27 protein-coding genes are annotated in these 23,571 nt (G+C 65.3%); 8 read left to right on the top strand and 19 right to left on the bottom strand.

The annotated features are described in order from the left end of the window. Nucleotides 1-24 precede the first annotated feature (24 nt). Nucleotides 25-309 carry a hypothetical protein gene (locus tag H3H51_RS16460; RefSeq protein WP_183090148.1) on the top strand — a complete coding sequence of 95 codons (285 nt, stop codon included), beginning with the start codon at nucleotides 25-27 and terminating at the stop codon, nucleotides 307-309. A 6-nt stretch (nucleotides 310-315) separates the two neighbouring features. On the opposite strand, the gene H3H51_RS16455 is transcribed toward H3H51_RS16460, so the two are convergent. Together H3H51_RS16455 and H3H51_RS16450 are read right to left on the bottom strand one after the other, a co-directional pair. Then, nucleotides 316-1,026 carry a 4'-phosphopantetheinyl transferase family protein gene (locus tag H3H51_RS16455; protein WP_235981394.1) on the bottom strand — a complete coding sequence of 237 codons (711 nt, stop codon included), beginning with the start codon at nucleotides 1,024-1,026 and terminating at the stop codon, nucleotides 316-318. 440 nt (nucleotides 1,027-1,466) lie between these two features. Next, complete coding sequence (locus tag H3H51_RS16450; RefSeq protein WP_183090146.1) at nucleotides 1,467-2,252, bottom strand: dienelactone hydrolase family protein; 786 nt, start codon at nucleotides 2,250-2,252, stop codon at nucleotides 1,467-1,469. 159 nt (nucleotides 2,253-2,411) lie between these two features. On the opposite strand from H3H51_RS16450, the gene H3H51_RS16445 reads away from it, so the two are divergent. Both H3H51_RS16445 and H3H51_RS16440 read left to right on the top strand, forming a co-directional pair. Beyond that, the gene (locus H3H51_RS16445; RefSeq protein WP_183090145.1) at nucleotides 2,412-3,596 is read left to right on the top strand and encodes an MFS transporter; all 1,185 of its coding nucleotides are present in this window, start codon (nucleotides 2,412-2,414) and stop codon (nucleotides 3,594-3,596) included. Nucleotides 3,597-3,623: 27 nt separating this feature from the next. After that, a complete protein-coding gene (locus tag H3H51_RS16440; protein WP_183090144.1) occupies nucleotides 3,624-3,830 on the top strand; it encodes a DUF6434 domain-containing protein in 207 nt (68 codons plus the stop codon). Here the strand turns inward: H3H51_RS16440 and H3H51_RS16435 are convergent. The 11 genes from H3H51_RS16435 to H3H51_RS16385 form a co-directional block, all read right to left on the bottom strand. After that, a complete protein-coding gene (locus tag H3H51_RS16435; RefSeq protein ID WP_183090143.1) occupies nucleotides 3,827-4,723 on the bottom strand; it encodes a serine hydrolase domain-containing protein in 897 nt (298 codons plus the stop codon). The two genes, H3H51_RS16440 and H3H51_RS16435, sit on opposite strands and share 4 nt — an antisense overlap. A 30-nt stretch (nucleotides 4,724-4,753) precedes the next feature. Further along, nucleotides 4,754-5,413, bottom strand: a complete 660-nt coding sequence (locus tag H3H51_RS16430; protein WP_183090142.1) for a DUF502 domain-containing protein — start codon at nucleotides 5,411-5,413, stop codon at nucleotides 4,754-4,756. A 92-nt stretch (nucleotides 5,414-5,505) separates the two neighbouring features. Then, nucleotides 5,506-6,507 carry an AraC family transcriptional regulator gene (locus H3H51_RS16425; RefSeq protein WP_183090141.1) on the bottom strand — a complete coding sequence of 334 codons (1,002 nt, stop codon included), beginning with the start codon at nucleotides 6,505-6,507 and terminating at the stop codon, nucleotides 5,506-5,508. 133 nt (nucleotides 6,508-6,640) lie between these two features. Further along, nucleotides 6,641-7,960, bottom strand: a complete 1,320-nt coding sequence (locus H3H51_RS16420) for an OprD family porin (protein WP_183090140.1) — start codon at nucleotides 7,958-7,960, stop codon at nucleotides 6,641-6,643. A gap of 438 nt (nucleotides 7,961-8,398) precedes the next feature. Next, complete coding sequence (arsJ, locus tag H3H51_RS16415; protein WP_183090139.1) at nucleotides 8,399-9,619, bottom strand: organoarsenical effux MFS transporter ArsJ; 1,221 nt, start codon at nucleotides 9,617-9,619, stop codon at nucleotides 8,399-8,401. A 161-nt stretch (nucleotides 9,620-9,780) separates the two neighbouring features. Further along, entirely contained in the window at nucleotides 9,781-10,785 is a 1,005-nt protein-coding gene (locus tag H3H51_RS16410) for an ArsJ-associated glyceraldehyde-3-phosphate dehydrogenase (protein WP_183090138.1), read from the bottom strand. A 27-nt stretch (nucleotides 10,786-10,812) separates the two neighbouring features. Continuing rightward, the gene (locus H3H51_RS16405; protein WP_183090137.1) at nucleotides 10,813-11,313 is read right to left on the bottom strand and encodes a cyclin-dependent kinase inhibitor 3 family protein; all 501 of its coding nucleotides are present in this window, start codon (nucleotides 11,311-11,313) and stop codon (nucleotides 10,813-10,815) included. A gap of 18 nt (nucleotides 11,314-11,331) precedes the next feature. Then, nucleotides 11,332-12,048 carry an arsenical resistance protein ArsH gene (arsH, locus tag H3H51_RS16400; RefSeq protein WP_183090136.1) on the bottom strand — a complete coding sequence of 239 codons (717 nt, stop codon included), beginning with the start codon at nucleotides 12,046-12,048 and terminating at the stop codon, nucleotides 11,332-11,334. Continuing rightward, the gene (gene arsB / locus H3H51_RS16395) at nucleotides 12,048-13,115 is read right to left on the bottom strand and encodes an ACR3 family arsenite efflux transporter (RefSeq protein WP_328803673.1); all 1,068 of its coding nucleotides are present in this window, start codon (nucleotides 13,113-13,115) and stop codon (nucleotides 12,048-12,050) included. The genes arsH and arsB overlap by 1 nt, the downstream gene beginning before the upstream one ends. Before the next feature lie 16 nt (nucleotides 13,116-13,131). After that, nucleotides 13,132-13,602: an arsenate reductase ArsC gene (locus H3H51_RS16390; protein WP_183090134.1), complete on the bottom strand. Its 471-nt coding sequence runs from the start codon at nucleotides 13,600-13,602 to the stop codon at nucleotides 13,132-13,134. Nucleotides 13,603-13,629: 27 nt separating this feature from the next. After that, a complete protein-coding gene (locus H3H51_RS16385) occupies nucleotides 13,630-13,986 on the bottom strand; it encodes a metalloregulator ArsR/SmtB family transcription factor (protein WP_183090133.1) in 357 nt (118 codons plus the stop codon). 358 nt (nucleotides 13,987-14,344) lie between these two features. On the opposite strand from H3H51_RS16385, the gene H3H51_RS16380 reads away from it, so the two are divergent. Then, a complete protein-coding gene (locus tag H3H51_RS16380) occupies nucleotides 14,345-15,640 on the top strand; it encodes a dicarboxylate/amino acid:cation symporter (RefSeq protein WP_183090132.1) in 1,296 nt (431 codons plus the stop codon). Between the two features lie 128 nt (nucleotides 15,641-15,768). Further along, nucleotides 15,769-16,899 (top strand): GNAT family N-acetyltransferase, encoded by a 1,131-nt coding sequence (locus H3H51_RS16375; RefSeq protein WP_183090131.1) that lies wholly within the window; start codon nucleotides 15,769-15,771, stop codon nucleotides 16,897-16,899. A 120-nt stretch (nucleotides 16,900-17,019) separates the two neighbouring features. Here H3H51_RS16375 and H3H51_RS16370 read toward each other — a convergent pair whose 3' ends face one another. The 3 genes from H3H51_RS16370 to H3H51_RS16360 are packed head-to-tail and all read right to left on the bottom strand — an operon-like array spanning nucleotide 17,020 to nucleotide 19,334. Continuing rightward, a complete protein-coding gene (locus H3H51_RS16370; RefSeq protein WP_183090130.1) occupies nucleotides 17,020-17,580 on the bottom strand; it encodes a peptidylprolyl isomerase in 561 nt (186 codons plus the stop codon). Continuing rightward, on the bottom strand, nucleotides 17,574-18,398 hold the full coding sequence (locus tag H3H51_RS16365) for an alpha/beta fold hydrolase (RefSeq protein ID WP_183090129.1): 825 nt from the start codon (nucleotides 18,396-18,398) through the stop codon (nucleotides 17,574-17,576). Before H3H51_RS16365 ends, H3H51_RS16370 begins: the two co-directional genes overlap by 7 nt. A 9-nt stretch (nucleotides 18,399-18,407) precedes the next feature. Continuing rightward, nucleotides 18,408-19,334 (bottom strand): LysR family transcriptional regulator, encoded by a 927-nt coding sequence (locus H3H51_RS16360; protein WP_183090128.1) that lies wholly within the window; start codon nucleotides 19,332-19,334, stop codon nucleotides 18,408-18,410. Nucleotides 19,335-19,382: 48 nt separating this feature from the next. Here H3H51_RS16360 and H3H51_RS16355 point away from each other — a divergent pair, with 48 nt between their 5' ends. The 3 genes from H3H51_RS16355 (at nucleotide 19,383) to rarD (ending at nucleotide 21,561) form a co-directional block, all read left to right on the top strand. Continuing rightward, a complete protein-coding gene (locus H3H51_RS16355) occupies nucleotides 19,383-19,697 on the top strand; it encodes a 3-phosphoglycerate kinase (protein ID WP_183090127.1) in 315 nt (104 codons plus the stop codon). A 140-nt stretch (nucleotides 19,698-19,837) separates the two neighbouring features. Beyond that, the gene (locus H3H51_RS16350) at nucleotides 19,838-20,437 is read left to right on the top strand and encodes an FMN-dependent NADH-azoreductase (protein ID WP_183090126.1); all 600 of its coding nucleotides are present in this window, start codon (nucleotides 19,838-19,840) and stop codon (nucleotides 20,435-20,437) included. 230 nt (nucleotides 20,438-20,667) lie between these two features. Continuing rightward, the gene (gene rarD, locus H3H51_RS16345) at nucleotides 20,668-21,561 is read left to right on the top strand and encodes an EamA family transporter RarD (protein ID WP_183090125.1); all 894 of its coding nucleotides are present in this window, start codon (nucleotides 20,668-20,670) and stop codon (nucleotides 21,559-21,561) included. 33 nt (nucleotides 21,562-21,594) lie between these two features. Here the strand turns inward: rarD and H3H51_RS16340 are convergent, their stop codons facing one another. From H3H51_RS16340 to H3H51_RS16330, 3 genes are all read right to left on the bottom strand, one after another. Then, nucleotides 21,595-22,146, bottom strand: coding sequence for a dihydrofolate reductase family protein (locus tag H3H51_RS16340; protein ID WP_183090124.1), 552 nt, complete (start codon nucleotides 22,144-22,146; stop codon nucleotides 21,595-21,597). Nucleotides 22,147-22,231: 85 nt separating this feature from the next. Beyond that, entirely contained in the window at nucleotides 22,232-22,636 is a 405-nt protein-coding gene (locus H3H51_RS16335; protein ID WP_183090123.1) for an anti-virulence regulator CigR family protein, read from the bottom strand. A gap of 95 nt (nucleotides 22,637-22,731) precedes the next feature. Then, nucleotides 22,732-23,385 carry a 7-cyano-7-deazaguanine/7-aminomethyl-7-deazaguanine transporter gene (locus H3H51_RS16330; RefSeq protein WP_183090122.1) on the bottom strand — a complete coding sequence of 218 codons (654 nt, stop codon included), beginning with the start codon at nucleotides 23,383-23,385 and terminating at the stop codon, nucleotides 22,732-22,734. Nucleotides 23,386-23,571 lie beyond the last annotated feature (186 nt).

Here is a 23,571-nt window from a genome sequence, read left to right as displayed (position 1 = left end):
TCGCCCATCTGCAGGAGATGCCCCATGGTTATGCACTACAAGATCGCCGGTCACCTTGCGTGTGGCTCGCATGGCGACAAACTTCCTTCCACGACTGAACTGGCACGGGTGAAGTGCCGCAACTGCCGCAATACCGAGGTGTTCAAGGAGGCTCGACGCAACGCGCGCAATGCGGCGCGCCGGGCCGCCCGTAAAGCCAAGAGCGAGCGTGCCGTCAATGACTGGCGTACGTCCTGGGAGGCGCGCCTCAGCAGCTTGCCGGGGCCGCAGCGGTTGCCGCGTGGCTTTGGCGAACAGGCCTTCGTCTAGCGCCGTTCACGCCGCGATGGCGACCAGGCTGAGGAGAAAACCCTCGGCCTCGGCGTACTGGCCGCTCAGTCGCGTGCCAGCGCGCCAGTCGCTATTCAGGTCGATCAGCAGGCGCAGCTCGGCGCGGCCGTCTTCGTCGCAGCCGAGCATCTCGGCGTCCTGAAAGTAGAAGCGCGTGAGTACCAGCGGATAGAGCGCCTTGAACAGGCTTTCCTTGAGCGAGAAGGTCAGCGTGACCCGCCGGGCGTAAGCCTGTGCGTCAAGCCCGGCGGCGCGCTGCAACTCGTCTGGGGTAAGGATTTCCCCGGCCAGTTTGGCGGCGCGGGTGACGCTCAGTTGCTGCTCCAGATCCAGACCGATGGCTTGCCAGTCCGCACGCCGGGCCACCAGTGCGGCGGCCTGGCCGGCGCCGTGGGTGATCGAACCTACGCAACCGGCTGGCCAGACTGGCGCGCCGTCTTCACCGCGCCCCGGCACGCTGGCCTGGCCGCTGAGCCGGTGCAGCGCCTCACGGGCACACAGGCGGCCGGCGAGGTATTCGCCCTGGCGCTTGGCCACGCCGCGTACCGGCTCGACTGCACAATTGCCAAAGTCCGTATCGCACAACAGGCTTGCATCGAAGGTGGCGCGCACCAGTTGCGCACCGGGCACGCTCAGCGGTGCCGGCCATGTGGGCGGCAGCAGGGTGCAGAAGGGGGGCAGGGGGGCAGAGGTCATGGCCGGCATTCTGCCTCGCGGGAAACGGGGGAGCCAGCGGGTAGTGCGGTTTACATTTCGTTGCACAGCGACACCTTTGCACTACAAAACGCCGCCGGTTTATTTGGCAGACTCGGGGCATGCGCATCTTCGGGTGTGCTGGTGAGGTTAGTCAGCCTGCACGCAGGCGTGGCTTTACTCTGCTGATTGAGTGCGGGAGCCCGAGGGCTCCCGTTTTTTTTGGCTATGTCCTGTGTCATCTGACTAGCCACTTTCCGTGCTGCCGAATACCTCTGGATTCCCGCCTGCGCGGGAATGACGGAGTGGGTAAGACGACGCTGTGCCACACCCCAGCCTCGTCATTCCCGCGCAGGCGGGAATCCAGATCGGTGCAGGGACAGACGGGAAGGCTTCTCCCCTGGCCCCATATCACTGGGGCACAGACTTTTTTTGCCACTTTCCTAGTCGGCAAAGACCTGTTTGAACAGCGCCTGCATATCCGCCCAGGAGCGTTCGTCGGCCTCCTTCTGGTAGCCGACATCCAGGCCATGGCCCTGATGCGCATCGGCGCCGGGGTTGCTGAAACTGTGCTTGGCGCCGGGCAGGGAGACGAAGCGGTAGTCGACGCCAGCCTTGTCGAACTCCTGCTTGAAGTCGGCGACCTGCTGCGGCTTGACCATGCTGTCGGCGGCGCCGTGCTCGACCAGCACCTTGGCTTTGACGCTGCCCGGCGTTGCGGGAGTGGCGGTGACCAGGGCGCCGTGGAAACTCACCACCGCAGCCAGCGGTACGCCCTGGCGCGCCATGTCCAGCACCACCTTGCCACCAAAGCAGTAGCCGATTGCCGCCAGGCGGCTGGCATCGGTTTGCGGCTGTGCCTTGAGCAGCTCCAGGCCGGTCTCGAAGCGCGCCTTGGCCACGGCGCTGTTGGCCAGGGCGGCGTTCATGAAGGCCATGGCGTTCTTGGGGTGCTCGGTGTGCTTGCCATCGCCGTACATGTCGATGGCCAGGGCGCTGTAGCCGAGGGCCGCGAGATCACGGGCGCGGCGTTTGGCGTAGTCGTTGAGGCCCCACCATTCGTGCACCACGATCACCCCGGGACGTTTGCCGGTGATGGCATCGTCCCAGGCGAAGTAGCCGATCAGCTGGGTGCCATCGGCGCCGGTGTAGGGCATCTCGCGGGTTTGCACGGCGGCCTGGGCCAGGCCGCTGCAGCACAGCAGCAGGCCGATGAGGAGGGTACGCATGGTGTCTTTCTCCCGGTGATGGGTTGCAACGTATCCGTCTGGACGCAACCCGCACGGGTGCCAGCCAGCGGGCTTCGCAGGGAAAGATAGCAGGCTAATCGTTAGGCCGTTGTGTGCTAGCCTGAGCGCCTTTCCGAGTCGGCCTGTGCGCGAGCGACCATGGACATTCCTGCTGTAGACACCCACCTGCAACGCGGCACGCCGGCCTACCGACGCGCCACCCTGGCGCTGTTCTGCGCCGGCTTCGCCACCTTCGCCTTGCTCTATTGCGTGCAGCCGCTGTTGCCGTTGCTGGCCGAGCATTTCCACGTCTCCGCGGCGGGCAGCAGCCTGGCGCTGTCGCTGACCACCCTGAGCCTGGCCCTGTGTCTGTTGCTGGCTGGTGCACTGGCCGAAAGCTGGGGGCGCAAGCCGGTGATGGCGGTGGCCCTGGGCCTGGCTTGTCTGCTGGGGATGGCCTGTGTGCTGGTCGATTCCTGGCACTGGCTGCTGCTACTACGGGCGTTGCTGGGGCTGGCGCTGAGCGGTTTGCCGGCCCTGGCGATGGCCTATGTCGGCGAAGAGTTTGACCCGCAGGCGCTACCGGCGGCGATGGGGCTGTATATCGGCGGCACGGCGCTAGGTGGATTGCTCGGCCGCTTGCTGGCCGGTTTGCTGTCGGACCTCGGCGGCTGGCACCTGGCCCTGGCCGGGATCGCCGCGCTGGGTGTGCTGGCCCTGCTGCTGTTCTGCTGGCTGTTGCCGCCGTCGCGGCATTTCCGTGCTCAGCCGCTGTCGCTGCGTGGCCTGCTCGGCAACTTCGCCGGGCACCTGGGCAACGCGCAATTGCGCCGGCTGTTCGGGCTGGCGTTTCTGTTGATGGGCGGCTTCGTCGCCTTGTTCAACTACATCGGTTTTCGCCTGGCCGCGCCGCCGTTCTCGCTCTCATCGACGCTGATCGGCCTGCTGTTTCTGGTCTACCTGGGCGGCATCTTCAGCGCCGGCTGGGCCGGGCGCCTGGTGTCGCGCCACGGCGCGCGGCGGGTGCTGCTCGGCGGTATCGCCACCATGCTGGTCGGCGTGGCCTTGTGCGCCAGTAGTTGGCTGGTGCTGGTGGCACTGGGGCTGGGGCTGTTCACCCTGGGCTTTTTCGCCGCGCACTCGGTGGCCAGCGGGCAGGTCGGCCAGCGTGCCAGCCACGCCAAGGCGCAGGCCTCGGCGCTGTACCTGTGCGCCTATTACCTGGGCTCGAGTTTGATCGGCTATGCCGGCGGTTATGTCTGGCAACATGCCGGCTGGGCGGCGCTGCTGGCGGCGCTGGCCGGGGTGTTCGGCCTGGCGGCCTGGATTGCGCGGCGGGTGTGAACCCTACGCCTCAACAAGGAAGCGGCGATGGCTTTTGACTGGCACAGTGACTCGATTACCCGCAGCACGGTTGTCTGTGCGGGCTACCGCAATACGCAGAACGTGCGGCGATTCATGCTCGAACAGTGCGGCGCGGGCTTCACCTTCGATCGGGCCTTCATGGCGTGGATCCGCAATGACACGCCGAAGACCATGGGCGAAGTGGTTGATGAGTGGAAGCGCCGCGCCGCCTAGCTGGCTGACGGGTTAACGCCCAGCTCCGCCACCAGTTGCTCTACCAGCAGCGCTTCGACTGCGCCTTCCTCGCCGCCGGCACTGAACACCGCGCAAGTGGCCGCATGTTTGCCGTGAGCACTGTGATAAACCGCCAGCACGCTGCCCGGCCCGACGCCGGTGTGCCCGCTCAGGGTCAGGCCCTGGGCCACGGGGCCCTGCATCAGACCAAGGGCGTAGCCGGGCGCCGTCCACGGGCGCCCGGCAATCGGGCCACCCAGGATGTGAGCGGTCTGCATGGCCTGCAGCAGGGCCGGCGGCAGGAAGTCGCCGGTGAGCAGGCGATCCAGCAGCAGCGCCGCTTCGGCCAGCGGGCCGACCAGCAGGCCGTGATAGACCCAGGCCGGGTGGTAGCTCGCCGCCGTGCCCATGCACACCTGCGCCAGGTCGGCAGGCGTGCGTGCCAGGCGCACGCGTGCCACGCCGAGCGGCGCCAGTACGCGCTGAAGCAATGCTTGCTCCAGCGCGAGGCCGGTTAGCCGCTCAATCAGTCGGGCGGCATACAGATAGCCCACGTTGGAGTAGCGCCAGCCGACGCCTGGCGCGTAGCGCAAACGGGTGGCATCAAGGCGTTGCAGCATCTCCTCGGCGGGCCAAGGCGTCTCGTTGCGGCTTACCGCAGCGTGATAGTCGGCGAGCTCGCCATAGTCGGCCAGCCCTGCCTCATGCCCGAGCAACTGGCGCAGGGTGAACGGGCCTTCGGCCATTTCATCGTCGAGCCCGACCAGGCCGTCGCGCACCAGCGACAAGGCTGCGGCGGCGAGTACCGTCTTGGTGAAACTCCACCAGGGCAGGTCGGCATCCGGCTGCTCAGGCGTGTGGGGGGAACCGTTGCTGATCAGGAAAACCTGCATGTTGTGACTGCTCTGAAAAAGGCGCGCCGGTTACTGGCCGGGTGGCAGGGGCGCGTGGGTCGCGGTGGGCGGGGTGATGCCCATCGACACGTAGATGCTGGTGAAGCGGTCCATGCCCATCTCGGCGGGTTTGACCCATTCCACCGGCACATAGAGCAAGCCGCCACCCACCGGGATCGGTGCGGTCGGCACCAGAATCGCGTGGTAGGCGCGGCCGTCGATCTCGATCGGATGCGGGTTGGGCAGCAGCGCCAGCACGGCGGTGCCGTCGCCGCCGAAGAAGCACCACACCGGGCTCATGGCTGCCAGGTCGGCGTCGTCCTTCTTGTCCAGCAGGCCGACGAAACGGTCGGCCAGGCCATACAGCCGGCCGAACAGCGGGATGCGCCGCAGGGTCAGGTCGAGCAATTTGCTCAGCGGGCCTTTCAACCCCAGCTGCACCGCCAGGCCCAGTGGATAGAGCGCCACCAGCAGCGCCAGGGTGCCGAGCAGCCAGGCCAGCAGCGGACTGCTGACGAAGGGCTGGGCGATTTCGGCGAACAGCCGGCCGAGTGTGCTGGCCGGGCCGATCATGCGGTTCAGCACGCTGGCCAGCCAACCCAGCAGCGACAGGCTCAGAACCAGCGGCAGCAGGACCAGCAGCCCGGCCAGCCAGGTGGTGAGAAGCGAGTGGAAACTGCGTTTGAACATGCTCGGGGATCCGTTGCAAGAGAGGCCAGCAGCCTACTGGAGAGCCGGTGCTGGGCGAAGCGTGTTGTGCGCGCAAGCGGGCACTGCGCGGCCTAGCCTTCCTGATGCGCCCGATAGGCGCCCGGAGTCAGCCCGGTCCATTTTTTGAACGCGCGGTGGAAGGCCGAGGGTTCGGAGAAGCCGAGCTGTTCGGCCAGGGCCTGGATCGGCAGTTCGTCGCGGCCCAGGTGGTAGATGGCCAGGTCGCGGCGCAGGTGGTCCTTGAGTTCCTGGAAGCTGCTGCCTTCCTCGCGCAGGTGGCGGCGCAGGGTTTGCGGGCTGACATGCAGTTGCTGGGCGACCTGCTCCAGGTCCGGCCAGTGCGCGCAGTCGCGGCCGAGCAGGCGGCGGATGCGGCTGGTGAGGCTGTCGCCACCGTCCGGGCGGGCCAGCAGGTCGGCGGGCGAGTGTTCGAGGAATTGCTTGAGCGTGCGCTCGTCCTGCAGCAGCGGCATGTCCAGGTAGCGGCTGTGGAACAGCAGGCTGGTGCGCTCGCCGGCGAAGCGCCGCGGGCAGGGGAAGAGCAGGTCGTACTCGCTGCTGTGGGCCGGTTCGGCATGGACGAAGGTGGCTTCTTCCAGGCGGATGCGCTGGCCGATCAGCCAGCTGCCGAGGCGATGCCAGATCACCAGCAGGCTTTCGGTGAGGAAGTGATCCGGGTCCCACAGCGATGAGCTGTCCAGGCTCAGTCGCGCCCAATCGCCCTCGCGCTGCAGGCGTACCTGCGGTGCGTCGGGGAACAGGTCGTAAAACAGCATGCCGCGCACCAGGGCTTTTTCCAGGGTGCGGCAGTGGATGATGGCGTGGCCCATCATGGCGAAGGTGCCGCGCTTGCTGCGGCAGCGGCCGAAGCCCATGTATTCGTCGTCGAGCAGCGCCCACAGGCCTTGCAGCAGTTGGGTGAATTGCTCGGGAGCGAGGCGCGCGCGTGGTTCTTCGAGCAGCGCTGGCTGGATGCCCAGTTCACGCAGCAGCGGGCGGTAATCCAGGCCCTGGCGCTCGGCGCCGCGCAGGGCGGCCCGGATGAAATGGCTGGCGATGGTGCGTTCGCGCATGGGGAGGCTCATCGGAAGACTGGCCGGATGGTAGGCCGGCAGGCTGGCGCGGGACAAGCCGGATGGAGCGGTTGTGCTGAGGGTTGACGCAGATGCCGCATGCCCCTCTCCCGGCGGAGAGGGGCATGACTGTTCAGAGGATGGGCAGGCTGTAGCTGAGGATCAGGCGGTTCTCGTCCTGGTCCGCCGCGCTGGTGTTGCCGCGCAGGCTGGCGTTACGCCAGGAGATGCCGAGGCCCTTGAGGGCGCCGTTCTGCAGGGTGTAGTCGAGGCGGAAATCGCGCTCCCATTCCTGCTGGTCGCCGCTGGCGCTGTCGATGTTGTCCCCCGAGAGGTAGGTGACGACGGCTTTCAGGCCGGGGGCGCCAACCTGGGTGAAGTCATAGCCGTACTCGGCCAGCCAGGTGCGCTCGCCGGCGCTGAGGAACTTGCCGATCTGGCGGTCGGTGATCAGGTAGGCGGTGGCGCCATCGCCCTGGTTGAGGAACGGGAAGTTGCTGTCGCCAGAGACTTCCTGGTAGCCGGCGCTGAAGGCATGGCCGCCGAGGCTGTAGGTGAACAGGGCGCTCCAGGTGTCGTTGTCGACTTCGCCCTTGGTCACGCCGTTGCCGTAGTAACCGCTGCTGACGAAGCCATCGGCACGGCCGGAGGCGCTGCTGTTCGCGCCATCGGAGTCGCTCTTGAAGTAGCGCAGGTCGGACTTCAGCGTGCCCGGGCCAATGGCCAGGCTGTGGGTCAGGCCAAGGAAGTGCTGTTGGTAGAAGTCTTCCAGGTTGCCGTAGTAGTACTGCGCGAGCAGGTCCTTGCCGATCTTGTAGTCGCTACCGGCGTAATAGAACTTGTTGCTGAACTGGCCTTTCTTGGCGTCGTTGGCGCCGCCGATAGACAGCCCTTCGCTGCTGCTCGAACTGCGGCCCTTGGCGTGCTCCAGTTGGCCGCCGATCAGGGTCAGGTTGTCGATTTCGGCGGAGGTGACTTGCCCGCCTTCGAAGGTCTGCGGCAGCAGGCGACCGTCGTTGATGGTCACCACCGGCAGTTTTGGCTGCAGGGTGCCGATGCGCCCTTCGGTCTTCGACAGGCGCACCTTGCCGGTCACCCCGGCGCTGCTGAAGTCATCCACCGCGCGGCCATCGCTGTCGGTGGGGAATACGGTGCCGCTGTATTTGTCGCTGGTCGGGTTGTAGTGGCGACCCTTGCCGGAGTCGAGCTTGACCCCGAGCAGGCCCAGCGCATCCACGCCGAAACCCACGGTGCCTTCGGTGTAGCCGGAGGTGTAGTTGAAGAGGAAGCCCTGGCCCCATTCTTCCTGGGTATTGGCGTCGGCGTTGCGGGTGTCCTGGTTGATGTAGAAGTTGCGCAGCGCGAGGGTGGCTTTGCTGTCTTCGATGAAGCCAGCGGCGCCAGCTTGTTGGGCGAGGGCGCCGAGGGCGATGGCGAGGGTAGTTTTTCTCACGGGTCTTACTCCAAGGTGTGTTAAGGGGCCAGGTGATTGGCTCTTTGCTTGTCGTGTGCCATGCACAGGCCGCGAAAACACCTGCGCAGAGTTACCTGGCGGGGTGTTTTTCACGCAAAAAAAAAAGCGCCTGGGACCTTGCGGTTCCAGGCGCCTTTGCCTGTGTCTGTTGTGCCAGCGCTTGATGAAGCAAGCGCCCTCCAGGCCCGCGAGGGCTGAACGATCGCCGTTGACCGAAACTGGATGAGGAGTGCTATGCAGTGCCTATGCCAGGTTATCGTCGCGGGCGATTAATAAGTCGTTTTTGTGACTGTTTCATGGCGCGCGGGGCGGCTGTGGCGGGTGGCGCAGGGGCGTGAGCGGCGGCCGCGTTGGCCTTCGCTTGTGATTGGTGCGCCTGTGCGCCGCTGTCGCTGTATTTCTGTGCATGCAGCGGTGCTAGCGGTGGCAGGCGTGCCGGGGCAGCCCGAGGGAAATTAGGGCGGCCAGCAGGACAAAGGCTGCGGCCGTCCACAGGCAGGCCGGCAAGCCATATGCCTGGTAGACCCAGCCGGAGAGCAGGGTGCCAATCAGCCGGCCGAGGGCGTTGGACATGTAGTAGAAGCCCACGTCCAGCGACACGCCGTCTTCCTTGGCGTAACTGACGATCAGGTAGCTGTGCAGCGACGAGTTCACCGCGAACAGTGCGCCGAACAGCAGCAAGCCGCCGAGCAGCACCCCGTGTGCCGACCATCCCGTTTGCAGGCCGAGGGCGATGGCCGCCGGCAGGCCGGCCAGCAGCGCGGCCCAGACGAAGGCGGTGCGACCGTCCGGCACCTGGCCGCTGCGCTTGCCGGTGATGGCCGGGGCCAGGGTCTGGACGATGCCGTAGCCGATCACCCAGACGGCGAGAAAGCCGCCGACCTGCCAGACGTCCCAGCCGAATACCGCAGACAGGTACACCGGCAGGGCGACCACGAACCACACATCGCGGGCACCAAACAGAAACAGGCGGGCCGCCGAGAGGATGTTGATCGCCCGGCTCTTCGACAGCAGCTCGCGGAACTTGGGTCTGGCCTTGGCCTTGCCCAGGTCCTTCTGCAGCAACCACAGGCTAGCCAGCCAGATCAGCGCCAGCACGGCGGCCATGGCCAGCACGGCGCCGGCAAAACCGAGCAGGGCGAGCAGGGCGCCGCCGAGGAAGAAGCCGACACCCTTGAGCGCGTTCTTCGAGCCGGTGAGGAGCGCCACCCACTTGTACAGCCTGCCGGGCTGGCCGGCGGGCACCAGCAGCTTGATCGAGCTCTTGGCGCTCATCTTGTTGAGGTCCTTGGCGATCCCCGATAGCGCCTGCGCGCCCATCACCCAGGGCACCGTGAGCCAGGCGGCCGGTACGGTGAGCATCAATAGCGCCGCCACTTGCAGGCCGAGGCCGAGGTTCATCGTGCGATTCAGGCCCAGGCGCGCGCCCAGGTAGCCACCGAGCAGGTTGGTGACCACGCCGAAGATCTCGTAGAACAGGAACAGCGCGGCGATTTGCAGCGGCGAGTAGCCGAGGCCGTGGAAATGCAGCACCACCAGCATGCGCAGGGCGCCGTCGGTGAGGGTGAAGGCCCAGTAGTTGCCGGTTACCAGCAGGTATTGGCGGACGGCGGGTGAGAGCTGCGAGAGCGGTGGCATAGGTGATTCCTGAGCGTGGTATGGACGCCGAGCCCCTCACCCCAACCCTTTCCCCAGAGGGGCGAGGGAGCAGTCCGTGTGAGCCTCTGCTATCGCGTCAGCCGACCGGGAGCGCCAGCTGATGTAGGGTGGAAATCGCGCAGCATTTCCACCGTTTGCACTTAGCCGGCCATTCCGACCATGCGCGCCAGTTCCACGGTGCGGTTGGCGTAGCCCCACTCGTTGTCGTACCAGGCGTAGATCTTCACCTGGGTGCCATTGACCACCAGGGTCGACAGCGCGTCGATGATCGAGGAGCGCGGGTCGGTGCGGTAGTCGATGGACACCAGTGGGCGCTCCTCGTAGCCGAGGATGCCGGCCAACGGGCCAGCCGCCGCGGCCTTGAGCAGGGCGTTGACTTCGTCTGCCGTGGTCGCGCGCTCCACTTCGAACACGCAGTCGGTCAGCGAGGCGTTGGCCAGCGGCACGCGCACGGCGTGGCCGTTCAGCTTGCCGCGCAGCTCGGGGAATATTTCCGCGATGGCCGTGGCCGAACCGGTGGTGGTGGGGATCAGGCTCATGCCCGAGGCACGGGCGCGGCGCAGGTCCTTGTGCGGCTGGTCGAGGATGCTCTGGGTGTTGGTCAGGTCGTGGATGGTGGTGATCGAGCCGTGGCGGATGCCCAGGTGCTCGTGGATCACCTTGACCACCGGCGCCAGGCAGTTGGTGGTGCAGGAGGCGGCGGTGACGATGCGGTGCACGGCTGGGTCGAACAGCTGCTGGTTGACCCCCATCACCACGTTGAGCGCGCCGGCTTCTTTCACCGGGGCGCTGACCACCACGCGCTTAACGCCCTGATCGAGATAACCCTGCAGCACGGCCACGGTCTTCATCTTGCCGCTGGCCTCGATCACCAGGTCGCAGCCGCTCCAGTCGGTATCGGCGATGGCCTTGTTGGCGGTGACCTTGATCGACTTGCCGTCGATCACCACGCAGTCGCCTACGCTGCTCGCCTCATGCTGCCAGCGACCGTGCACCGAGTCGAAGTTCAGCAGGTGGGCGTGGGTGGCGGCGTCGCCGGCGGGGTCGTTGATCTGCACGAACTCCAGCTCCGGCCAGCCCCAGGCTGCGCGCAGGGCCAGGCGTCCGATGCGGCCGAAGCCGTTGATACCGACTTTGAGGGTCATGCTCTTGTTCCTTTGCGAATGTGGATGTCAGTGGCTGGCGTCGAACTGCTCGATCCAGCCGCGGTGCGCTGGATGCTGGATGGCCTTGGGTCGCAGTGCCTGGACCAGGGCAATCGCCTCGCTGCGCGGCAGGCCGGCGGCGATCAGCAGGCGCGCGGCGATCAGCCCGGTGCGGCCCGAGCCGCCCTTGCAGTGGATGGCGATGGCCTGGCCTGCCTGCAGCCGGTCGAGAATTTGCTGGCTGGCCGCTGGCCAGGCGCGCGTGAAGTCTTCCTGCGGTACTTGCTCGTCGGCGACTGGCAGATGGAACCAGGCCAGGTTCAGTGCCTGGCAGTGCTCGGCGATCTGTGCGGTGCCATTGGCAGCCAGCTCGCTGTGCGGCATCAGGGTGATGACCGCAGTGGCGCCGGCCTGCTGCAGGGTGGTCAGCGCCGCGTCGAGCGAGGTCTCTCGGGTGCCGGGGCAGGGGGTGAACAGCAGCGTGCCGGGCAGGCCGGGAATGCTCAGCTGGTCGTAGGGGTGAGTCATGACGGGTGATTCCTTCTATCAGATGGCGGCCTGGTTGACGCGTTTCGACAGTTGCTCGGCCGACTCCTTGCGTTCGGAGTAGCGGTCGACCAGGTAATCGGCGCGTTCGCGCAGCAGCAGGGTGAACTTCACCAGTTCTTCCATGACATCCACCACCCGGTCGTAATAGGCCGAGGGCTTCATCCGCCCGGCTGCATCGAATTCGAGGAAGGCCTTGGGCACCGAGGATTGGTTGGGGATGGTGAACATGCGCATCCAGCGGCCCAGCACGCGCAGCTGATTGACCACGTTGAACGATTGCGAGCCGCCGCAGACCTGCATCACGGCCAGGGTCTTGCCCTGGGTCGGGCGGACGGCGCCCATGGCCAGCGGCACCCAGTCGATCTGCGCCTTGAACACGGCGGTCATCGCCCCGTGGCGTTCGGGCGAGCACCACACCTGGCCTTCCGACCACTGCATCAGCTCGCGCAACTCCTGCACCTTGGGGTGGCTGTCCGGCGCATCGTCCGGCAGCGGCAGGCCGCGCGGGTCGAAGATGCGCGTCTCGGCGCCGAAGCGCTCGAGCAGACGCGCGGCTTCCTCGGTAAGCAGGCGGCTGAACGAGTGCTGCCGGGTCGAGCCGTACAGCAGCAGGATGCGCGGCTTGTGCGTGGCCAGCAGCGGGGTGCCGAGCTGGTCGGTATCGGGCAGCGCGAACAGGCTGTCGTCGAGGTGGGGCAGGCTGTCGTCGTGCATCAATTCACTCCTTCGGCCGGCGCGGTGGCGGGCGTGTCGAACCAGCGGCGCTTGAGCCACAGGGCTACGCCGACCAGGGAAATCAGGACCGGTACTTCCACCAGCGGGCCGATCACCGTGGCGAAGGCCACCGGCGAGGCCAGGCCGAAGGTGGCGATGGCCACGGCAATCGCCAGCTCGAAGTTGTTGCTGGCGGCGGTGAAGGCCAGCGCCGTGGTACGTGGGTAGTCGGCGCGCAGCCACTTGCCCATGGCGAAGCTGATAAAGAACATCACCACGAAATAGATGCTCAGCGGGACGGCGATGCGCAGCACATCCAGCGGCAGTTGCAGCACCACGTCGCCTTTGAGGCTGAACATGGCAACGATGGTCAGCAGCAGCGCCACCAGGGTCAGCGGGCTGAGGCGCGGCATGAAGCGCTGGTCGAACCAGGCCTGGCCTTTGCGTCCGATCAGTAGCTTGCGGGTGATAAAGCCGGCGAGGAAGGGGATGCCCAGGTAGATCAGCACCGACTCGGCGATGCTCAGGAAGCTGACGTCGATCACGCTGCCTTCGAGGCCGAACAGCGGCGGCAGCACGCCGAGGAACAGCCAGGCGTAGACGCTGAAGAAGGCGATCTGGAACAGGCTGTTGAAGGCCACCAGGCCGGCGACGTACTGGTTGTTGCCGCCGGCGATCTGGTTCCACACCAGCACCATGGCGATGCAGCGGGCCAGGCCGATGAGGATCAGGCCGGTCATGTATTCGGGGTGGTCGCGCAGGAAGATCACCGCCAGGGCGAACATCAATACCGGGCCGATCAGCCAGTTCTGCACCAGCGACAGGGCGAGGATGCGCTTGTCCTTGAATACCTGCGGCAGTTCCTCGTAGCGCACCTTGGCCAGCGGCGGGTACATCATCAGGATCAGGCCGATGGCGATGGGAATGTTGGTGCTGCCGACCGACAGGCTGTTGAGCCACTGCGGGAAGCGCTCGAACAGGCTGCCGAGGCTGATGCCCAGGGCCATGGCGAGGAAGATCCACAGGGTCAGGTAGCGGTCGAGAAAGGACAGACGACTGTTGCTCACGGGGCTCTCCTGCACGTCAAAGGCTGCCGATGCGCGCCAGCTCGGCCTGGCGCTGTGCGGCGCTGAGGTCGGCATAGGGCAGGGCGAGGAAGACGTCGATACGGGTCTTGATCTGCGCCAGGGTGGCGGTGAAGGCGGCGGTTATTTCTTCTGCCGAGCCCTGGCATTCGGATGGGTCGGCCAGGCCCCAGTGGGCTTTTTGTGCCGTGCCGAAGAACACCGGGCAGGCTTCGCCAGCGGCCTTGTCACAGACGGTGATGACCAGGTCGGGGTGGAGCTGTGCGTGTTCGTCACTGGACTTGCTGTACAGGCCGGCCGTGGCGATCCCGGCCTGGGCCAGGGTCTGCAGGCTCAGTGGGTGCACGCTGCCCTTGGGCTGGCTGCCGGCGCTGTAGGCGCGCATGGCGGCGGGGGCGAGGTGATTGAACAGCGCTTCGCAGAGAATGCTGCGACAGCTGTTGGCGGTGCACAGGAACAGAATTTTCATCGGCTGATCTCGTCGTAGCGAAAACGATCAACAACAGGCATTGGCGCGCTCAGGGCGGCCGTCCATGCCCTCAAGGCGCTGCGCGGCGGGGCTGAGCCAGTCGCGGTTGGCGTCCAGGGTGGTGCGCAGGATGCTCCGCACCCACTCCGGCAGCTCGGGATGCAGGCGGTAATACACCCACTGGCCCTGGCGGCGGTCGGCCAGCAAGCCGGCAGTGCGCAGTTGCGCCAGGTGGCGGGAGATCTTCGGCTGGCTCTCGTCCAGGGCGCAGGTCAGCTCGCAGACGCACAGCTCGTCTTCGCGGGTGGCCAGCAACATCAGGCGGATGCGGGTTTCGTCGGCCAGGCATTTGAAGACGCTGGTTGGGGTCAGGGCTTCGCTCATGGCGGGGCTCCAATATGCGTTTTTTCGAATATATGAAAATTCGTATATTCGGTAAAGTCTGAAATGCCTCTGGTTGACGGGTGGTGCAGGGCATTCAGCCTGCAAGTCGTGGGGGATTTCCGCCGCTGGCTTGGCGGTTTTCCGCCAAATCGCCTGGCTAAAATTACGAGCAGATAATTTAAGCTATTGTTTTTAAAGGCTTTAGTTAAATTTTTGCACATGGCACACGCCCTGCAATTAGCGCTACAGCTCCCCGGTGGAGCCCACAACAAATCCCTCCAGTGCAGGAGGGTTAGCGCTGAACGCGGCTGCGCACCCTCGTAGACATCGAGGCTGGCGCGGCAAGAGAGGAACTGCCATGACCCGCAAACCGCTGTACAAGAGCCTGTACGCCCAAGTGCTGGTGGCCATCGCCATCGGTATCGCCATCGGTCACTTCTACCCGGAGGTCGGCGTTGCGCTGAAGCCGTTGGGTGATGGCTTCGTCAAACTGATCAAGATGGCCATCGCGCCGATCATCTTCTGCACCGTGGTCAGCGGTATCGCCGGCATGCAGGACATGAAGGCCGTGGGCAAGACTGGCGGTTATGCGCTGCTGTATTTCGAGATCGTCTCCACCGTGGCCCTGCTGATCGGCCTGATCGTGGTCAACATCGTGCAGCCGGGCGTCGGCATGCATGTCGACCCAACCACCCTCGACACCAAGGGCATTGCCGCTTATGCCGCGGCGGGTGAGTCGCAGAGCACCATCGCCTTCCTGCTCAACGTGATCCCCAGCACCATCGTTGGCGCCTTCGCCACCGGCGATATCCTGCAAGTGCTGTTCTTCTCGGTGATCTTCGCCTTCGCCCTGCAGCGCATGGGTGATTACGGCAAGCCGGTGCTGGAGTTCATCGACCGCATCGCCCAAGTGATGTTCGGCATCATCAACATGATCATGAAGGTCGCGCCCATCGGTGCCTTCGGTGCCATGGCCTTCACCATCGGCCAGTACGGCGTCGGCTCGCTGGTGCAGCTGGGCCAGCTGATGATCTGCTTCTACGTCACCTGTGTGCTGTTCGTCCTGGTGGTTCTCGGCGGCATCGCCAAGGCCCACGGCTTCAGCATCCTCAAGTTCATCAAGTACATCCGCGAAGAGCTGCTGATCGTGCTCGGCACCTCGTCCTCGGAATCGGCCCTGCCGCGCATGCTGAACAAGATGGAGAAGCTCGGCGCGAACAAGTCGGTGGTTGGCCTGGTGATTCCTACCGGCTACTCGTTCAACCTCGACGGCACCTCGATCTACCTGACCATGGCGGCGGTGTTCATCGCCCAGGCCACTGATACGCCGATGGACATTACGCACCAGATCACCCTGCTGGCGGTGCTGCTGATCGCCTCCAAAGGTGCGGCCGGCGTGACCGGCAGCGGCTTCATCGTGCTGGCGGCGACGCTGTCTGCCGTTGGCCATCTGCCGGTGGCCGGTCTGGCGCTGATCCTCGGTATCGACCGCTTCATGTCGGAGGCCCGCGCGTTGACCAACCTGATCGGCAATGGCGTGGCCACCATCGTGGTTGCCAAGTGGTGCAAGCAGCTCGACGAAACCACCCTGCAGCGCGAGCTGGACGGCAACCCGGCGCTGCCGCAGGTTAGCTACCCGGAAACTGCTCGCTAAGCGCCGCTACTCATTCGCCAGGGCTGAACGGCCCTGGATGATCCTCACCGCCCGGATTCGGGCGGTTACTCTTGGCCCGTCCCCTCGACGGGCTTTTTTTTGCAGGGACGACAGGCCAGACTGCGCCCATGCCGATTCGAACCCTGCCGCACCTCGACCAACTCTCGCCCGACGCCTGGGATGCCTTGCTGCCCGAGCCGCAGCCTTTCCTGCGTCACGCCTTTCTGTCGGCCCTGGAAGACAGCGGCAGCGTCGGCGGGCGCAGCGGTTGGCAGGCCTCGCACCGCCTGCTCTGCGCCGCCGATGGCACGCCGCTGGCGGCACTGCCGGCCTACGTGAAGGCGCACTCCTACGGCGAGTATGTGTTCGACATGGGCTGGGCCGATGCCTGTCACCGCGCCGGTATCGCCTACTACCCCAAGTTACTCGGCGCGGTGCCGTTCAGCCCGGTCACCGGCGCACGCCTGCTGGGTGATCAACACGCCTGCGCGCAGTTGCTCGATGAGCTGGTGGCCGAGTTGCCGGCGCAAGGCCTGTCCAGCCTGCATATCAACTTCACCGAAGCCCAGGCCGATGCCCTGCTGGATGGGCGTGAGGGCTGGTTGCAGCGCATCGGCTGCCAGTACCACTGGTTCAACCGGGGCTACCGCGACTTCCAGGATTTCCTCGACGCATTCACCTCACGCAAGCGCAAGCAGGTGCGCAAGGAGTGCGACCAGGTGGCCGGGCACGGCATCGAGTTCCGCTGGCAGCAGGGCGGCGAGCTGGATGAGCTGGAGTGGGACTTCGTCTACGCCTGCTACGCCAACACCTACCACCAGCGCGGCCGCGCACCGTACCTGACGCGAGCGTTCTTCAGCCTGCTGGCCGAGCGCATGCCCGAGGCTATCCGCGTGGTCACCGCGCGCCAGGGCTCACGGCCGGTGGCGATGGCCTTCAGCCTGGTGGATGGCGAAACCTTCTACGGCCGGTATTGGGGCTGCCTCGGCGACTTCGATCGCCTGCACTTCGAGACCTGTTTCTACCAGGGATTGGAACTGGCCATCGGCGCCGGTCTGCAGCGTTTCGATGCTGGCGCCCAAGGCGAGCACAAGCTGATTCGCGGCTTTGAGCCGGTGATCACGCGCTCCTGGCACTACCTGCTGCACCCGGGCTTGCGCGCGGCAGTGGCGGCGTTTCTTGAGGAAGAAACGGCTGGGGTGCTGGCTTATGCCGAAGAGGCGCGCAGCCTGTTGCCGTATCGCCAGGGCGGCGATTGAGTCAGGCTGCTGCTTGAGGGGGCAGGGGTGGAAAATGCTTCGCAGTTTTCCATCCAGCGCGGGTTGCAGAGTTTGTAGGGTGGATAACGCTCTGCTTATCCACCACAACGAGGCGGGCTCTTACAGCTTCTTCGCCGACAGGATCATCACCGGTTTGCTCGGTACGTTCTGCAGCATGCCGCGGTTGCCGGTCTGTACGCTGGCGATGCGGTCGACCACGTCCATGCCGCGCACCACCTTGCCGAATACGGCATAGCCGAAGCCACGGCTGCCGTGGTCGAGGAAGTCGTTGTCCTTGTGGTTGATGAAGAACTGGCTGGTGGCCGAGTTGACGTCGTTGGTGCGCGCCATCGCCACGGTGCCGCGCAGGTTGCGCAGGCCGTTGTCGGCTTCGTTCTTGATCGGCTTGAAGGTGTCTTTCTGCTTGAGGTCGGCATCGAAACCGCCGCCCTGGATCATGAAGCCAGGGATCACGCGGTGGAACTGGGTGCCGGCGTAGAAGCCGGCGTCGACGTAGCCGAGGAAGTTCTGCGTGCTGATCGGCGCCTTGTCCGCCGCCAGTTCGATTTCAATATCGCCGTAGCTGGTGGTCAGCACAACGTGGGGCAGGGGCGTCGGCGCGGCTTGCAGGGTGGCGCTGAGGAGCAGGCTGCAGGCGGCGAGGAGGATCTTGTTCAGCATGGTTGCGGTTCCTTGGTGGCAGGTTGGCAGGTCAGTTCGACCTGATCGAGGAAGGCGATCAGGGCGGTGTTGAAACGTTCTGGCTGGTCCATCGGCGTGGCGTGGCGCGATTGTTCGATCACCACCAGTTGGGCATTGGACAGCTCACGCACGTAAGCCTCTTTATGCGCCACCGGGGTGTAGTCGCGGTCGGCGCTGACCACCAGGGTCGGGCAGGTGATCGCAGCCAGGCGTTCGCGCACGCCCCAGCCGAGGATGGCGTCGAGGCTGGCGAGGTAGGCGGGCTTGTCGTTCTCGGCCCAGCGTTGCTCGATCTTCTGCCGCAGCGGCGCCTGCTCCGGGCGCGGGAAGAGGATGCGGCCCAGGCCCTTGCCGATGGTTTCCAGGCTGAGCACGCGCGACAGCACCTTGCGCTTGGTCAGTTGCCAGCGCTCGCTGAGGGTGCGGGCGATGACTTCCGGGGCGCTGTTGACGATGGTCAGGCTCTTGAGCAGTTCGGGGCGGTCGACTCCGAGCTGGAAGGCGATCATGCCGCCCATGGAGATGCCGACCAGGTGCACCTGGCTCAGGCCGAGGTGCTCGATCAGGCCGGCCACGTCGGCGGAGAAGTCGGTCATCTGATAGCGCGTGTGCGGCTTGCCGGAACGGCCGTGGCCGCGTACATCGATGGCCAGCACGCGGCGCGTCCTGACCAGCTCCGGTATCTGGAACTCCCAGTCCTGAATGCTCGAGCCGAGGCCGTGGACCAGCAGCACGGGCTCGCCCTGGCCGCGGTCTTCATAGTGCAGTTGACAGCCGTCGCGCTCGAAATAGGACATGGGGCTACCTCAATTGGCCGAGAGTGGTGCTGCGAAAGGAGCGTCCAGCGCCGCGTTGTCGAAGTTCTTGATCAACTCGATGAGAATCTGCGTGGCCGGGCCGAGAACCCGATCCTTGTTGCTGTAAAGGTAGAAGCGTGGCTTGCGAATGCCACCCTGTTCCATCGGCAGCGGTTTGAGCAGGCCTTCCTGCAGCTCGCGGCTGATCACGTGCTGCGGCAGCCAGGCGAAGCCCAGGCCGCTGCTGACGAAGGTGCGTGCGGTGGACAGGCTGCCGACCGTCCAGCGCTGTTCGGCACCGAGCCAGCCGACATCGCGCGGCTGCAGGCGGCCGGAATCGCGGATCACCACCTGCATCTGGCTTTCCAGGTCCTGGAAGCTGATGGTGCGCTGCAGGCGATGCAGCGGGTGCTCCGGGTGGGCCACGGCGATGAAGTCGACTTCGCTCAGCTCCATGCCCAGGTAGCCAGTGAGATCCAGGCTGCTGATGGCCAGGTCGGCGGAGCCCTCGCGCAGCACTTCCTCGACCCCGGACAGCACTTCCTCGCGCAGGCGCACGCGGCAACCGCGGCTCTGTGGCATGAAGGCGGAAAGCGCGCGCACCAGGTTGGCGGTGGGGTAGGCGGCATCCACCACCAGGCGCACTTCGGCTTCCCAGCCTTGCTCCATGTGGTGCGCCAATTCCTCCAGCTGGCTGGCCTGCTTGACCAGGTGCCGCGAGCGGCGCAGCAGCACTTCACCGGCTTCGGTGAGCACCGCCTTGCGCCCGTCGATGCGCAGCAACGGCACGCCAAGCTGCTCCTGCATGCGCGCCACCGTGTAACTCACCGACGACTGCGAACGGTGCAAGGCTTCGGCGGCCTGGGCGAAGCCGCTGTGGTCGACGACCGCCTGCAGCGTGCGCCATTGATCCAGGGTGACACGGGGCGCTTTCATCGCCGGGTCCTCTTCACTACTCTGTGCATCCTTTCAAGGAGAATGCCGATGAAAAAACTCTGCCTGGCGATCGTCGCCCTGCTGCCGCTGACCGCTGTTGCCTACCCGGTGGAACTGAGCAAGCAGCTCAATGGTGCGGAAATCTCCGCCACCACCCAGGACGTGGACAGCAACATCGGCGCGGTCATTCTCTACAACTACGGCGAGGCCGATGCGACCTGCACGGCGGTATTCCGCAATGGCCCCGAAGCGCCGCGTACCCGCCGGACCGACGTCAAGGCGGGGGCGACCACCAACCTCACCTCGCGCTTCGGTCGCAACATCATCAAGCTGCGTATCGAGCTGACCTGCGAGCCGAAATAAGCCTGGCAGCAGCCTAGTGCGGGGCTGCTGACAAATCAACTTAATCGATAATTTGCAGCGGATATTTGCGCTTTTTAATCGATATTGCTCGGCATAACCTTTCTCCATCGACGCACAACAACCCGATGGAGATCAGCCCCATGTCCCGTGTCCTGGTTATCGAAAGCAGCGCCCGCACCGAAGGTTCCGTATCCCGCCAACTGACTGCCGACTTCATCGGCCAGTGGCAAGCCGCCAACCCGCAGGATTCGATCAAGGTGCGCGACCTGGCCGTTGAGCAGGTGCCGCACCTGGACATCGACCTGCTCAGTGGCTGGATGAAACCGGCCGACCAGCAGAACGAAGTGGAACGCGCCGCTGCTGCCCGCTCCAACCTGCTGACCGATGAGCTGCTGGCCGCCGACGTGCTGGTGCTGGCGGCGCCGATGTACAACTTCGCCATTCCCAGCACCCTGAAGTCCTGGCTGGACCATGTGCTGCGCGCCGGTGTCACCTTCAAGTACACCGAGACCGGCCCGCAAGGCCTGCTCACCGGCAAGCGCGCCTTCGTCCTGACTGCCCGTGGCGGCGTCTACAGCGGCAGCCCGATGGATCACCAGGAACCCTACCTGCGCCAGGCGCTGGCCTTCGTCGGCATCCATGACGTGACCTTCATCCATGCCGAAGGCCTGAACTTGGGCGCCGAGTTCCTCGAAAAAGGCTTGGCCAAGGCCCGCGAGCAGTTGGCCCAGGTCGCCTGATTCGCCGTTGCATCCATTGCTCTCCTTGCACCCGGCCTCGGGTGCGCTCCGCCGGCTGATCGTGCTGATCAGCCGGTTTTTTTATACCTGGTGCTATGCCGTTAGCGACATCGGCCTGTGCGCTGGGATCGACCAGACTCTCTCTGCGGGCCCGCGCAGAGGCGGATCACTCGCGGGCAACCCATGATGGTGTAAGGTCGCCGACTTTTCGCAGACGCAGGAGCAAGGGCATGAGGCTTTCGGGACGTGGCGTGGCGCTGTCGATCATCGCATCGCTGCTGTTCGTGCTGATTCCAGGCTACGTGCAGGAACTGGCGCCGCTGGATGGCGTGCAGGTATTTGCCCAGCGGGTGCTCTGGTCGATTCCCGCGGTGTTGCTGCTGGTGGCCCTGTCGCGCCAGTGGGCGGTGCTGGGTGCCGCGTTTGTCCGCCTGCGCCGTGAGCCGCTGCTGCTGGCAGCCTTGCCGGTGGCGGCATTGCTGATGGGTGTGCAGTGGCTGTTGTTCGTCTGGGCGCCGCTGTCCGGGCGCATGCTGGATGTGTCCCTCGGTTACTTCTTGCTGCCACTGGCCATGGTGCTGGTAGGGCGGTTGTTCTATGGCGAGCGCCTGCGTCCGTTGCAGCGCATCGCCGTGGCCTGCGCGCTGCTCGGGGTGGCTCATGAACTGTGGCTGACCCGCGCGTTTTCCTGGGTCACCCTGGTGGCGGCGCTGGGGTATCCGCCGTATTTCATGCTGCGCCGCTGGATGCGCCTGGATGCCTTGTCCGGCTTCATTCTGGAGATGCTGGTGCTGGCGCCGTTGGCGATCTGGCTGATCCATGCCCATGGCCCGGTCGGCGTGTTCGACCAGGTGCCGCAGCTGTGGTGGCTGTTGCCGGGGTTGGGGCTGCTCAGCGCACTGGCGTTCGGCGCGATGATGGCCGCCAGTCGCCTGCTGCCGCTGGGGTTGTTCGGCATCCTCAGCTATGTCGAACCGGTGCTGTTGTTCGGCGTGGCGGTGGTGTTTCTCGGTGAGGCATTCAATCCGCAGCAACTGTGGACCTACGGGCCGATCTGGCTGGCCGTGCTGCTGACCGGCTGGGACAGCGCGCGCCTGCTGCGCAAGCAGGCACGGCGCCTGTAGGGCGGGTGCAACCCGCGATTCGAGCGAAGGCGGTTAGGCGGCGTCCTGCTGGCTTTCCTGCAGAACCTGGTAGTGCAACTGCACCACGCCATTGGCGAAGCTGCGTTGTTCCAGCAGCTTCAGCGGGCGTTCGAGGCCGGTGGAGAGCAGCGGAATGCCGGCACCCAGCAGGTAGGGCACCAGGCTGACCACCAGCTCATCGAGCAGGCCGGCGGCGAAGCAGTTGCCCGCCAGTGAGCCACCACCAACCAGCCAGACCCGTTTGCAGCCTTGTTCGGCCAGTTCCGCCAGGCCTTCGGCCGGGGTGCAGTGGCGCATCACCACATCAACCGGCAATTGTTCCTCGGGGTTGCGCGTCAGCACCATGCACGGCTTGCCGGGGTAGGGCCAGTCGCCATCGAGGGCGAGCAGGGTATTGAAGGTGCCACGGCCCATGAGCAGGGCGTCGATGCCGTCGTAGAAGGAGTTGTAGCCGTGGTCGTTCCTGGCCGCTTGGATGCTCTCTAGCCAGTCGCCCTGGCCATCTGGGCGCGCGATGTAGCCGTCCAGGCTGGCGGCCACGTAGTAGATCAATGCGGGTTTCATGCAGGTGCCCCCAACAGCGATGCGGGGCCGGAACAGGCCTCCTCAACTGTGGAGTCGGATTGCCGGGCAAAGTTTCCCCGGCCGCTCAATCCAGCACGTTTTGCAGAACCTCGTAGATCAACCCGGTGGCGATGGCGACCAGTACCACGTCGCTGCCGGCCTGTTTCCACTCGTAGCCGTCGTAGCGCGGCAATTGGTTCAGTACCCGCCCGTCGAAGCGCTTGGCGATGCCGGGAGGCAGCGGCTTGCCGCGCGCCAGGTTCTTGCGGATGCCCGGCGGCAGGGATTGCGCGGGTCCGATCAGCTCGCGGTTGTCGCCGAGGATGATGCGCACCTGGCCGATATCGATGCTCGGGCCGCGCAGGTCGACCTGGATATCGCTGTCGTCACCGTGCTTGTCGTGTTTATCGTGCTTGGGCGCCGCGCTGGCGCTGTTCAGGGCCAGGCTCAGGGCCAGACCGGTGGTCAGCAGGCAAAAGGATCGGGACATGATCGACTCCGTGAGGGGGACAAACAGTGGAACACAGCCAGTGGCGTGCGTTCCGCGCACACCCTTGAGTCTGGCTGAAATCTACGTTTATGCGATCAGGTGGCGACACTGTCGCGCCCGGCCAGCAAGCGCAGGATGGCGTTGAGCAACATGCCGTACAGCGGTACGAACAGCAGCAGGCTGATGCTCAGCTTGACGCCGTAGTCGACCGTGGCGATTTCCACCCAGTGCTCGGCCATGAACGGGTTGCTGCTGTGCCAGAAGGCCACGGCGAAGAACACGAAGGTGTCCAGCAGGTTGCCGAAGATGGTCGATACGGTGGGGGCGACCCACCATTGCGACAGGCGGCGCAGGCGGTCGAAGACCTGGATGTCGAGGATCTGGCCGAAGGCGTAGGCGAAGAAGCTGGCCAGGGAGATGCGCAGGACGAAGTCGTTGAACTCCAGCAGCGCAGCGAAGCCACGGAAACTGGCTTCCTGGAACAGCACCGAGACGATGTAGGACACCAGCAGCGCCGGCAGCATCACCCGGGCGATCACCAGGCGCGCCGGGCGCTTACCCAGCAGGCGCACGGTCAGGTCGGTGGCCAGGAAGATGAACGGGAAGCTGAAGGCGCCCCAGGTGGTGTGCCAGCCGAACAGGGTGATCGGCAGCTGCACCAGGTAGTTGCTGGCGATGATGATGAGGATGTGGAACATCACCAGGGCCACGAGCGCCATGCGCCGGCGCTGTGGAGAAATCAGAGGCATAACGTCACCTTTTTGATGGATGGGGTTAGGGAACCCATGCTTCCGGGATTGAAAGCGGCGCGCATTCTACCTGCTTGTGGTGCTCTGTACAAAAAACAAACAGCCTGTGGCGACGAGCGAACCGCCGTGCAGCTACTCGTAACGGGCTTTTGCACGACAGAAGCGGTCATTTGCGTCGACAACCGG

It is taken from the genome of Aquipseudomonas ullengensis (assembly GCF_014174475.1).
Lineage (GTDB): Bacteria > Pseudomonadota > Gammaproteobacteria > Pseudomonadales > Pseudomonadaceae > Aquipseudomonas > Aquipseudomonas ullengensis.
This window is presented reverse-complemented; position numbering and strand designations above follow the sequence as displayed.